This window comes from Pantoea sp. EA-12 (genome assembly GCF_030053355.1).
Lineage (GTDB): Bacteria > Pseudomonadota > Gammaproteobacteria > Enterobacterales > Enterobacteriaceae > Pantoea > Pantoea vagans_C.
This window is the reverse complement of sequence record NZ_JASGBY010000020.1, coordinates 46,878-59,110: the sequence shown is the minus strand read 5'-3', so window position 1 is coordinate 59,110 and position 12,233 is coordinate 46,878. Positions and strand designations below refer to the sequence as shown.

Annotated in this window: 8 protein-coding genes; 1 reads left to right on the top strand and 7 read right to left on the bottom strand. The window is 55.9% G+C overall.

Annotated features, from left to right (window positions below; all coding sequences use genetic code 11):
- Nucleotides 1–22: 22 nt before the first annotated feature.
- Both relA and rlmD read right to left on the bottom strand, forming a co-directional pair.
- The gene (gene relA, locus QMZ30_RS22810; protein ID WP_039330725.1) at nt 23–2,254 is read right to left on the bottom strand and encodes a GTP diphosphokinase; all 2,232 of its coding nucleotides are present in this window, start codon (nt 2,252–2,254) and stop codon (nt 23–25) included.
- 32 nt (nt 2,255–2,286) lie between these two features.
- Nucleotides 2,287–3,603 (bottom strand): 23S rRNA (uracil(1939)-C(5))-methyltransferase RlmD, encoded by a 1,317-nt coding sequence (rlmD, locus tag QMZ30_RS22805; RefSeq protein ID WP_283229011.1) that lies wholly within the window; start codon nt 3,601–3,603, stop codon nt 2,287–2,289.
- A 91-nt stretch (nt 3,604–3,694) separates the two neighbouring features.
- On the opposite strand from rlmD, the gene barA reads away from it, so the two are divergent.
- A complete protein-coding gene (barA, locus tag QMZ30_RS22800) occupies nt 3,695–6,424 on the top strand; it encodes a two-component sensor histidine kinase BarA (RefSeq protein WP_283229010.1) in 2,730 nt (909 codons plus the stop codon).
- Nucleotides 6,425–6,591: 167 nt separating this feature from the next.
- Here the strand turns inward: barA and QMZ30_RS22795 are convergent, their stop codons facing one another.
- The 5 genes from QMZ30_RS22795 to QMZ30_RS22775 all read right to left on the bottom strand — a co-directional run bounded on the left by QMZ30_RS22795 (nt 6,592) and on the right by QMZ30_RS22775 (nt 12,229).
- A complete protein-coding gene (locus tag QMZ30_RS22795; protein ID WP_039330720.1) occupies nt 6,592–7,731 on the bottom strand; it encodes a glycerate kinase in 1,140 nt (379 codons plus the stop codon).
- Nucleotides 7,732–7,816: 85 nt separating this feature from the next.
- Nucleotides 7,817–8,701, bottom strand: a complete 885-nt coding sequence (gene garR, locus QMZ30_RS22790; protein WP_039330718.1) for a 2-hydroxy-3-oxopropionate reductase — start codon at nt 8,699–8,701, stop codon at nt 7,817–7,819.
- A gap of 19 nt (nt 8,702–8,720) precedes the next feature.
- Nucleotides 8,721–9,488, bottom strand: coding sequence for a 2-dehydro-3-deoxyglucarate aldolase (gene garL, locus QMZ30_RS22785; RefSeq protein WP_283229009.1), 768 nt, complete (start codon nt 9,486–9,488; stop codon nt 8,721–8,723).
- 52 nt (nt 9,489–9,540) lie between these two features.
- On the bottom strand, nt 9,541–10,872 hold the full coding sequence (gene gudD / locus QMZ30_RS22780) for a glucarate dehydratase (RefSeq protein WP_039330715.1): 1,332 nt from the start codon (nt 10,870–10,872) through the stop codon (nt 9,541–9,543).
- A gap of 10 nt (nt 10,873–10,882) precedes the next feature.
- Nucleotides 10,883–12,229: an enolase C-terminal domain-like protein gene (locus QMZ30_RS22775; RefSeq protein ID WP_283229008.1), complete on the bottom strand. Its 1,347-nt coding sequence runs from the start codon at nt 12,227–12,229 to the stop codon at nt 10,883–10,885.
- Nucleotides 12,230–12,233: the final 4 nt, after the last annotated feature.

Sequence of the window (12,233 nt, the reverse complement as noted above, 5' to 3'; positions counted from 1 at the left end):
ATTTATGCCGACCTGACAAACATCAGTTCAAGCGGCGCGCGTCAATAATATCCGGCACCTGATTGAGGCGAGCCAGCACGCGGCCCAGCACCTGCTGGTTGTAAATCTCAATATCCATATCGATGGTAGCGAGCTGTTTTTTGGTGTCGCTGCGGCTGGAAACACCCAGTACGTTCACTTTTTCATTCGCCAGAATGGTGGTGATATCACGCAGTAAACCGCTGCGATCGTTGGCCGTGACGCGCACCACCAGCGAATAACCACTGGAATAATCCTCACCCCATACCGCATCAACAATACGTTCCGGGGCGTGTGAGATCAGCTCATTAAGCTGATCACAATCAGCGCGGTGGATGGAAATACCACGGCCTTGGGTAATAAAGCCGACGATATCGTCGCCCGGAATCGGCTGGCAGCAACGAGCGATGTGATGCAACAGATTGCCGACGCCCTCCACCACCACACGACCGCCCTCTTTGCGCGGCGCTGGCGTATAAGCTTTTTGCGTCAGCTGACGCAGCGCTTCACGGTCTTCCTCTTCAGCGCTCGGCTTATGGAGTTTGGCCTGCAGGAAATTCACCATCTGATTGAGGCGAATATCACCGCCGCCAATCATCGCCAGCAACTCGTCCTGCGAACTGACGTTGTAGCGCGGCAGCAGAATTTTTTCCGCCTCGCGGAAACTGATATCCAGCTGGCTCAATTCACTCTCAAGAATCTGACGACCTGCGAGAATGTTCTTGTCACGATCCTGCTTACGGAACCAGTTGTGAATCTTTGAACGCCCACGGCTGGTGGTGATGTAGCCGAGGTTAGGATTCAGCCAGTCACGGCTCGGGTTCGGCTGCTTCTGGGTGATGACTTCAATCTGATCGCCCATCTGCAACTGATAGGTAAAGGGCACAATGCGCCCGCTGATTTTGGCACCGATACAACGATGCCCGATATCGCTGTGGATGTGGTAAGCGAAGTCCAGCGGCGTCGAACCGGATGGCAGATCCACCACATCGCCTTTAGGCGTAAACACATACACGCGATCATCAAACACCTGGCTGCGCACCTCTTCCAGCATTTCGCCAGAATCAGCCATCTCTTCTTGCCAGGTGATCAGTTTACGCAGCCAGGCAATCCGGCCTTCATGACCCGCTGCGCCACGCGCATTGGCGGCGGTTGGGCCTTCTTTGTATTTCCAGTGAGCCGCCACACCCAGCTCGGCATCTTCATGCATCTGGCGGGTACGAATCTGGATTTCCACCGTTTTGCCTTGCGGACCCAGCACCACGGTATGAATCGATTGATAGCCGTTGGGCTTGGGATTGGCGACGTAATCGTCAAACTCACTTGGCAGGTGGCGGAACAGCGTGTGCACGGTTCCTAAAGCGCCGTAACAATCCTGCAAACGTTCAGCCACGATACGCACCGCGCGAACATCAAACAGTTCATCGAACGCCAGCGACTTCTTCTGCATCTTGCGCCAGATGCTGTAGATGTGTTTCGGGCGGCCATAGACTTCGGCACGCACGCCCTCTTTCTGCATCTCTTTACGCAGATTATCGACGAAGTCATCGATGTAACTTTCGCGATCAATACGACGCTCGTGCAGCAGTTTGGCAATGCGCTTGTATTCATCAGGATGCAGGTAGCGGAAGCAGTAATCTTCCAGCTCCCATTTGAGCTGACCGATGCCCAGACGATTGGCCAGCGGCGCATAGATGTTGGTGCTCTCTTTCGCCGCGAGCACGCGCTCATCTTCTGGCGCATCTTTCATTTCGCGCAGATGGGCAATACGTTCGGCCAGTTTAATGACCACGCAGCGGAAGTCTTCCACCATGGCCAGCAGCATACGGCGGACGTTATCCACCTGCTCTGAGGCCATGGAATCATTATGGATCGCTTTCAGCTGGCGAATGGCATCCATGTCGCGCACGCCATGAACCAACGACACAATGCCTTTACCGAAGGACTTTTCCAGTTCTTCTTCGCTCACCACATCGGCATTTGCCAGCGGGAACAGCAGCGCGGCGCGTAAGCTGTCGTTGTCCATACTGAGCATGGTGAGGATTTCCACCATCTCAATACCGCGCCACAGCAGCAGAGCCTGATCTGGATGGTCGTGCGTTTCGGCTTCACAGTAGCGCCACGCATCCGCCAGTTTCTGGCAGGATTGCGGATTATTAATATTTAAACTGGCGATCCACTGGTCAAGGGCAAACTCCCCTTCCGTATTTAAATGCGCACTTCTAACCGCAACCATATCCTCTCCTGCCATAACGACGAAAACGCCGCTTATGTTTTGCTAAACAGCACCATGGATTCGAGATGGCTGGTATGTGGGAACATATCCAGCATCGCGACCCTTTCCAAATGGTAGCCCGCCGACAGTAATGCCTGACTGTCGCGCGCAAGTGTTGTGGGGTTACAGGAAACATAGACCACACGTTGCGGCGCAAGTTTAACCACATGCGACATCACACCGGCGGCGCCAGCGCGTGCTGGATCCAGTAACACCTTGTTGAAACCCTGCGCTGCCCAAGGCTGGTGGGCAACATCTTCCTCCAGGTTGTGCTGGAAAAAGCGGACATTTTTAAGATTATTCAGTTCAGCATTATACGCTGCCTGGCGGACTAATGCTGCAACACCCTCCACACCCACGGCATTTTGTACGAACTTTCCTACCGGCAATGTGAAGTTACCCATACCGCAAAACAGATCCAGCACCCGATCTTCTGGCTGCAGATCCAGCCATGCAATGGCTTTCGCCACCATCTGCTGATTCACGCCGTCATTAACCTGAATAAAATCTTGCGGGCTAAAAGTCAGTTTTAAATCATAAGATTGGTAGAAAGGTGCGTATTCGCCCAGCGGCTGCAAGCTGTCACTGCCGTCGGCCAGATAACACATCAACTTGTGCTCATGCGAAAAGCGTTCCAGTTTTGCACGATCGCCAGCGGACAATGTATCAAGATGACGCAGCACCATCAGCGGCCCATTATCGGCCAGTACCAGCTCCAGGTGGCCCAAACGCCTGACCGCATTTAAGCTGCTGAGGCAGTGGTGCAAGGGTTGCAGTAATGCCTCTAGCTCGGGCACCAAAACGGAGCACTGCGTCAATTCCACCAGATCGTTACTCGCCGCCTGGCGGAATCCCATCTGTAAACGTTGCTGTTTCGGCTGCCACTGCAACCCCAAACGCGCACGGCGGCGATAGCCCCAAGGGGCACCGCTGATGATTTCATCCACACGCACCGGCAACGGCGTATCCCGGCTGAGCATGCGGCTGAGCGCGCGCGCTTTACTTTCCTCTTGCAGTTCAACCGCCGCATGTTGCTGCTGGCAGCCGCCGCACACGCCGAAATGCACACAGCGCGGCTTCTCACGCTGCGCACTTGGGTTGGTGATCTTATTGGCTTTGGCTCGCGCGTACTGACGTTTGTCCTCCAGCACCGTGACCTCAGCCTGCTCACCCGGCAGCGCACCGCTGACAAACATCGCCTTACCTTTATGGCGCGCAACACCTTGTCCGAAGGGATCAAGGTCTTCAATGGTGACGGTAATACGCTGCTTAGTCGTCACGCGCTGTTTTGCGGAGTAAAATTGCGCCATAGTGTTGTGAATTCTCTATATTAATTGGGTGTGCCGCCGCTACCGGAACGAGCACAGGGATAAAAATGCCAGGAGTCGCCAGGCCACAATTATGACCAAATACAGCCTGCGGGCGCGAATGATGATTTTGATACTGGCGCCAACGCTGATGATTGGCCTGCTGCTCAGTACCTTCTTCGTGGTTCACCGCTATAACGAATTACAGCATCAGGTACGCGACGCGGGCTCGAACATCATCGAGCCGCTGGCGGTATCGAGCGAATATGGCATGACCTGGCACAATCGCGATGCAATCCGCGAGTTGGTCAGCCTGTTGCATCGTCGTCATTCCGATATTGTCCGTGCCATTACCATTTTCGACAACAACAATCACATCTACGTCACCTCAAACAACAATCAAAATCTCGCGCTGCTGCAAAAAGAGGATATCTCAACGTTAGAGGATGGCGTCTCCGTTGAGCGTCACGGCAGTGTGATGGTGCTGCGCACGCCAATTATCTCTGAACGCTACTCCGTTGATGAGCTGCCGGGCGAAGATGCCAAACCGGCGGGCAATCCACTCGGCTATGTCGCAATTGAACTGGATCTGCAATCCGTACGGCTGGAACAGTATAAAGAGGTGTTCGTCGCCACTCTGCTGCTGCTGTTCTGCTTGTGTATCGCCATGCTGTTTGCCTATCGCCTGATGCGCGATGTCACCGGGCCGATCCGCAATATGGTCTCCACGGTTGACCGTATCCGCCGTGGCCAGCTCGACAGCCGCGTGGATGGATATATGCTGGGCGAGCTGAGCATTCTGAAAAACGGCATCAACGCGATGGCGATGTCGCTGACCGCCTATCATGAAGAGATGCAGCAGAATATCGATCAGGCGACCTACGATTTACGTGAAACGCTGGAACAGCTGGAGATTCAAAACGTCGAGCTGGATCTGGCGAAAAAGCGCGCCCAGGAAGCGGCGCGTATCAAATCAGAATTCCTTGCCAACATGTCCCACGAGTTGCGTACGCCGCTAAATGGTGTGATTGGCTTTACGCGTCAGATGCTGAAAACTGGTCTCAGCACCAACCAGCGCGATTACATGAGCACCATCGAACGTTCAGCCAACAACCTGCTGAGCATTATTAATGACGTACTCGACTTCTCGAAGCTGGAAGCGGGCAAGCTGGTGCTGGAGTCGATCCCGTTCCCGCTGCGCGCCACGCTGGATGAAACCCTGGTGCTGTTGGCACCTTCGGCCCATGAAAAAGGTCTGGAGATCACCGTTTGTCTGGAGAAACAGGTACCAGACAATGTCATTGGAGATCCGTTACGTTTGCAGCAAATCCTGATCAATCTGCTGGGTAACGCAATCAAGTTCACCGAACGTGGCCACATCGATTTACGCGTTGAACTGCGCAGTATCAGCACCACACGCGTAGAGCTGGAGCTGCAGGTTCATGACACAGGCATTGGTATCTCTGAGCAGCAGCAGTCGCAGCTATTCCAGGCATTCCGTCAGGCGGACGCCAGTATCTCGCGTCGCCATGGCGGCACGGGATTAGGTCTGGTGATTACCCAGAAACTGGTCAGTGAGATGGGCGGCGAGATCGCCTTCCACAGCCGGCATAATCAGGGCTCGACTTTCTGGGTGCATATCCATCTCGATCTCAATCCTAATGCGCCACCGATTCCTCGTATGCTGGATGATTTGCGCCCCGTGCCGCTTGCTTACATTGAACCCCATGCCGCGGTCGCCAAGGCGGTGCAGGAGATGCTCAGCATTACGCCGTTGCAGGTGCAGCATTTCGCCACGCTGGAAGAGATGCCCGACGCAGACTTCCCGCTGCTGCTAATGGGATTACCGGTTAATGCACCCCATCCCACTACCCTTCCCGATGCATTGATTGAGCGCCTGCGATCACGCGCCGATTCGGTGCTGCTGGCGCTGCCGAGCGAAATGATGCTGTTTGCGGACGATCTTCGTGCGCGCGGCATTGCGGGATGCATTGCTAAACCCCTCTCTCTGACGCGCCTGCTGCCGATGCTGCTGGATTTGCACAGTCGAGACAGCAATGTGCCGGCGCGCAGCGCTCGCCAACCGCTGACGGTGATGGCGGTGGACGACAACCCTGCCAACCTGAAACTGATAGGGGCGCTGCTGGAGGAGCAGGTGCAGCACATCATATTGTGCGACAACGCGGAACAGGCGATCCGCCAGGCGAGATTGCACAAGCTGGATGTGATCCTGATGGATATTCAGATGCCCGATATCGATGGGATCCGTGCCAGTGAAATCATCCGTAGCCTGCCGCTGCACGCCAATACACCAATTGTGGCCGTCACCGCACATGCATTGGATGGTGAGCGCGAACAGCTGATTGGCGCAGGCATGAACGACTATCTGGCGAAGCCCATCGATGAAAACAAGCTGAACCAACTGCTGCAACGTTATGCACCGAATAGCGTCCCGGCTCAGCCAACACAGCCGAACGTCGCACCGTCTCTCGACTGGACGCTGGCCTTGCGCCAGGCAGCCAACAAGCCGGATTTGGCGCGCGACTTACTGCAAATGCTGCTGGATTTTCTGCCCGAAGTGGAAGCGCGCGTGGAGCAGGATATGGCGAGCAATGATGTGGCGGGGTTGCGCGAAATTATCCATAAGCTGCACGGCAGCGCCAGCTACAGCGGCGTGCCTCGCTTGAAGCAGCTGTGTCAGCAGTTAGAGAAGAGTTTGCATCAGGAGAGTGATATCGCGGCGCTGGAGCCTGAACTGCTGGAACTGAGTGACGAGATGGCGAACGTGGCAAGGGAAGCGCGGAAAGTGCTAGGGGCGAGATGATGTTTGGCTGTTGTTGCCCTCAGTGCCTCTCACCCTAACCCTCTCCCGCAAGGGGGAGAAGGGACAGTTAAGTGCGGTTATTTAGAATTTACACTGACATTCAATATCGCTGGATCTGCTCCCTCTCCCGCTGTGTGGGAGAGGGCTGGGGTGAGGGTCAACATTCATTACAATCCTTGCCCTGCCTTAATGGTCGCGGCGACATTGCGCGCCGTGAGCCGCACATTCTGTGCCGCATTGGCCAGCGCATCTTCCAGTGAGCCAATACTGAACAGCACGCTAAACACCGCATCCAGCCCGTGCTGATGCACCACACCGACGTCCGCCGTCAAGCTGCCCGCAATGCCAATCACCGGCTTATTGAATTGTTTGGCGACCTTTGCCACGCCAATCGGCACTTTGCCGTTAATCGTCTGGCTATCAATCCGTCCTTCGCCGGTGATCACCAAATCGGCATCTTTCACCTGCTCGGCTAACCCCAACGCTTCGGTGACAATTTCAATGCCTCGGCGCAACTCAGCCTGGCAAAATGCATGCAGCGCCGCACCCATGCCACCGGCGGCACCACCACCAGCAATGTGCAGCACATCAATATCCAGATCGCGATGAATAATGCCCGCGTAATGTTCCAGCGCCTGATCCAACTGCTTCACCAGTTCCGGCGTGGCGCCCTTTTGCGGGCCGAAAATCGCCGAAGCGCCATCTTCACCGGTTAAGGGGTTGGTCACATCGCAGGCGACTTCAATGCGACACTGCTGCAGGCGGGCATCCAGCTGATCAATCTCAATCCGCGCCAGCTGCGGTAATGCCCCACCGCCGAAAGCAATCTCATTGCCCTGCTTATCCAGCAAGCGCGCGCCGAGCGCCTGCATCATGCCGGATCCGCCATCGTTGGTGGCGCTGCCACCAATGCCGATGATGATATGGTCCACGCCACGGTCGAGTGCGTTTTTAATCAACTCGCCGGTACCGAAAGAGTTGGTCATCAGCGGATCGCGCTGTGCGGGCGGCACCAACTCCAATCCACTCGCGGCAGCCATTTCGATAAATGCCGTGCGCGCATCGCCGGATAAGCCATAAAAGGCCTCCACTGGCGCGCCCAACGGTCCAGTCACATTCAACCTGACAAGGCTACCTTGTGTGGCGGCCACCATCGCTTCTACCGTGCCTTCCCCCCCGTCGGCGACCGGTATTTTTACGTATTCGGCTTCGGGAAAGATTTCGCTAAATCCCGCTTCTATTGCCGAAGCCACTTCCAGGGCAGACAAACTCTCTTTATATGAATCCGGTGCGATGACAATTTTCATAGGCAATCCGAGCGCGGTGAATGACGGTTTTCCGTCCGGCTAATGCGGTAAGCGGTCCGGCATCCTCAGACACCGGACATGCAAACTACCGGGTGATCTCTACCTGAGCTAATTTTTCATAATAGCAAGCCAGCGCGCTATGGTCGGAAGTGCCTTTGCCATCCACCTTCAGCGCCTGCATCATCTCCATGACCGCAGCGGTCAATGGCAGATGAGCGCCAATGCCGTGAGAAGTATCCAGTGCATTGGCTAAGTCTTTGATATGCAGGTCGATGCGGAAACCTGGCTTGAAGTTACGATCCAGCACCATTGGCGCTTTGGCATCCAGCACCGTGCTGCCCGCCAGTCCACCGCGAATGGCCTGATAAACCAATTCAGGATTCACGCCCGCTTTGGTCGCCAGCGACAGGGCTTCTGACATGGCCGCGATATTCAGCGCCACAATCACCTGGTTTGCCAGCTTAGTAACGTTGCCTGCACCGATATCTCCGGTATGCACCACCGAACCCGCCATCGCTTTCATGATGTCGTAGCACTGGTCAAACACCGCTTTATCGCCACCGACCATCACTGACAAGGTGCCTTCAATCGCCTTTGGCTCGCCACCGCTCACCGGCGCATCAAGCATCTTGATGCCTTTTTCTGCCAACGCATCGTGCACTTCGCGGCTGGCTAATGGCGCGATGGAACTCATGTCGATGACAATCAGCCCCGGTTTGGCCCCTTCGATAATGCCATTGGTGCCTAAACAGACTTCTTTGACCTGAGGTGAATTGGGTACCATAGTGATCACCACATCCACCTGTTCAGCCACCTCTTTTGGCGTTTTCGCCACGGTTGCACCCAGCTCCACCAGTTCGGCTTCATTGCTGACATTGTGGTCACGTACTACCAGTGAATAACCGGCTTTCACCAGGTTTTTACTCATCGGTTTGCCCATAATACCGAGGCCGATAAATCCAATTTTCATTGCCTTTCCCCTATGTCAGTTATTTCTTAAATTTGTCGCACAACGCCTGCGTGGCGTTACGGAACACACCCAAATCGCTGCCCACCGCAACAAAAGTGGCACCCCACTCCAGATAACGGCGCGCGTCCGCTTCCACCGGGGCAAGAATGCCGCTCGGTTTGCTCGCGGCTTTGGCACGCTCAAAGATATGCTTAATCACTTTCAATACTTCAGGATGCGCAGGCTGGCCGAGATAGCCGAGCGCGGCAGACAAGTCGCCCGGACCGACAAAAATGCCATCCACGCCTTCAACTGCGGCAATCGCATCAATGTTATCCACTGCCTGCTGCGTTTCGATCTGCACCAGCACCGTGATGTTGTCATTGATGGTAGCGTTGTATTCCGGCAGCGTGCCGTACATATTGCTGCGATGCGAAACAGATACGCCGCGGATCCCCACCGGCGGATAGCGCGTGGATGCCACCGCGCGAATCGCCTCTTCCTCGGTTTCGACAAACGGCACCAGGAAGTTGTAGAAACCGATATCCAGCAAACGCTTAATAATGATCGGTTCATTGCATGGCGGACGCACCACCGGCGCACTGTGGCTGCCTTTCAACGCCATCAACTGCGGAATGAAAGTGGTAATGTCGTTTGGCGCATGTTCGCCATCCAGTACCAGCCAGTCAAAGCCCGCCAGTCCCAATACTTCAGTTGAAATCGGGCTGGCAAGTGCACACCAGCTACCAATCAGAGTTTCCCCTGCCAGTAAACGGCGACGAAAATGGTTCGGCCAGGCATTGCTCATTGTCGTTACTCCTGTCGGTTACAGCAGGCACCCGCACGGGGTGCCGGAATCGTTAGCGCACCAGGCACGGACGTTTGTTATCAAAGGTCCAGTTCGGTACGAGGAACTGCATAGCCTGCGCATCATCGCGCGCACCTAAACCGTGTTTCTGATACAGCGCGTTGGCTTGCATCACCTGATCCATATCCAGCTCCACGCCCAGCCCCGGTTTTTGTGGGACCTGCACCATGCCGCCTTTGATTTGGAACGGCTCTTTGGTCAGACGCTGATTGCCTTCCTGCCAGATCCAGTGGGTATCGATGGCGGTAATGGCGCCCGGTGCGGCAGCGGCAACATGGGTGAACATCGCCAGTGAAATGTCGAAGTGGTTGTTAGAGTGTGAACCCCAGGTCAGGCCAAAGTCGTGACACATCTGCGCCACACGCACCGAACCTTGCATGGTCCAGAAGTGAGGATCGGCCAGCGGGATGTCCACGGATTGCAGTGACAGCGTGTGGCCCATTTGACGCCAGTCGGTGGCGATCATGTTTGTCGCTGTCGGCAGGCCGGTAGCACGACGGAATTCCGCCATCACTTCACGACCGGAATAGCCCTGCTCTGCACCACAAGGATCTTCCGCATACGCCAGCACACCTTTCAGTTGCTTACCGAGCAGAATTGCCTCATTTAAAGACCATGCGCCGTTGGGATCGAGTGTCACTCGCGCCTGTGGGAAACGCTTCGCCAGCGCCGTGACCGCTTCCGCTTCTTCGCCACCACGCAGCACACCGCCTTTGAGTTTGAAGTCGTTGAAACCGTATTTCTCATACGCCGCTTCCGCCAGACGTACCACGGTTTCCGGCGTCAGTGCTTCTTCATGGCGCAGGCGATACCAGTCGCATTTATCATTTTCCTGGCTCTGATACGCCAGCGAGGTTTTCTTCCGATCGCCAACGTAGAACAGGTAACCGAGCATTTCGACGCGGTCACGCTGCTGACCATCTCCCAGCAGCGAGGCCACATTGACACCAAGATGCTGGCCGAGCAGATCCAGCAACGCCGCTTCGATGCCAGTGACCACATGAATGGTGGTGCGCAGGTCAAAGGTCTGGTTGCCGCGTCCGGCAGAGTCACGATCGGCAAAGGTACTGCGCACCAGATTGAGGATATTTTTATATTCGCCGACGGTTTTCTGCACCACCAGCGCCGCCGCGTCTTCCAGCGTCTGACGAATCTTCTCGCCGCCGGGAATTTCACCCACGCCAGTGTGGCCGGCGTTATCTTTGATGATGACGATGTTGCGAGTGAAGAATGGCGAATGGGCGCCACTCAGGTTGAGCAACATACTGTCGTGGCCGGCCACTGGAATGACCTGCAACGAGGTAATTTTCGGGGTCTGACTCATTTCCTGCTCCTTATGCATGACTGCGACCGAAGGCCGGGCGCTTGCGGTCGAATGACCAACCGGGAACCAGATACTGCATTGCCGTGGCGTCATTACGTGCGCCCGCCGGCAGTGATTTGTAGAGGGCATTGGCTTGGTGGATGCGGTCCCAATCCAGCTCGACGCCCAGGCCTGGCTTGTCCGGCACGGCGATTTTACCGTTGCGGATTTGCAGTGGATCTTTGGTCAGGCGCTGATCGCCCTCCTGCCAAATCCAGTGGGTATCAATCGCCGTGGGTTTACCCGGTGCAGCAGCGCCAACGTGGGTAAACATCGCCAGAGAAATGTCGAAGTGGTTGTTAGAGTGGCAACCCCAGGTCAGGCCCCAGTCGTCACACAGCTGCGCGACTCGTACCGCGCCACTTAGCGTCCAGAAATGAGGATCCGCCAGTGGGATATCCACTGAGTTGAGCATCACCGCATGATTCATCTCGCGCCAGTTGGTGGCGATCATATTGGTGGCGACCGGCAACCCGGTGGCGCGACGGAATTCGGCCATCACTTCACGCCCGGAATAGCCTTGTTCAGCGCCGCACGGATCTTCCGCGTAAGTCAGCACATCACCCATGCCTTTGCACAAGCGAATCGCTTCATCGAGTGTCCAGGCTCCGTTGGGATCGACTGTGATACGAGCATCCGGGAAGCGCTTCTTCAGCGCGGCCGCCGATTCAATTTCCTGCTCGCCCGGCAATACTCCACCCTTGAGTTTGAAATCTTTGAAGCCGTATTTGTCCTGTGCCGCTTCTGCCAGACGCACCACCGCCTCCGGCGTCAACGCTTCCTGATGGCGCAGGTGATACCAGTCGTGACTGGCGCCTTCGCCGGTCAGATACGGCAAATCGGTTTTGCGACGATCGCCAAGGTAAAACAGATAGCCCAGCACCGTGACTTCATCACGCTGTTGACCGGGGCCAAGCAATTCTGCCACCGGCACGCCCAGACACTGCCCCAACAGGTCGAGCAGCGCCGCTTCCAGCGCAGCCACGGCATTGACGCGCAGTTCAAACGTCCAGGCACCTTTGCCAAAGGTGTCGAAATCCGCCGACTGGTTGCCTTTGTGCACTTGCTGCACCAGGCGATTCATGCGAGCCACCTGCTGGCCTTTAACCTGTGGAATCGCTTCGACCAGCGTTTGATAGATGGTCTCACCACCTGGCGCTTCACCCACGCCGGTATGGCCAGCGCTATCGGTTAACACCACGATATTGCGGGTAAAACAGGCGCTGTGTGCGCCGCCAATGTTCAGCAGCATGCTGTCGTAACCGGCAACCGGGATCACCTGCATATCGGTGATCACCGGGGTACTTTGCGTGTTCATACTC

Coding starts and splice junctions, on each gene's coding strand:
- relA (WP_039330725.1), bottom strand. CDS start 2,254: ATGGTTGCGGTTAGAAGTGCGCATTTAAATACGGAAGGGGAGTTTGCC.
- rlmD (WP_283229011.1), bottom strand. CDS start 3,603: ATGGCGCAATTTTACTCCGCAAAACAGCGCGTGACGACTAAGCAGCGT.
- barA (WP_283229010.1), top strand. CDS start 3,695: ATGACCAAATACAGCCTGCGGGCGCGAATGATGATTTTGATACTGGCG.
- QMZ30_RS22795 (WP_039330720.1), bottom strand. CDS start 7,731: ATGAAAATTGTCATCGCACCGGATTCATATAAAGAGAGTTTGTCTGCC.
- garR (WP_039330718.1), bottom strand. CDS start 8,701: ATGAAAATTGGATTTATCGGCCTCGGTATTATGGGCAAACCGATGAGT.
- garL (WP_283229009.1), bottom strand. CDS start 9,488: ATGAGCAATGCCTGGCCGAACCATTTTCGTCGCCGTTTACTGGCAGGG.
- gudD (WP_039330715.1), bottom strand. CDS start 10,872: ATGAGTCAGACCCCGAAAATTACCTCGTTGCAGGTCATTCCAGTGGCC.
- QMZ30_RS22775 (WP_283229008.1), bottom strand. CDS start 12,229: ATGAACACGCAAAGTACCCCGGTGATCACCGATATGCAGGTGATCCCG.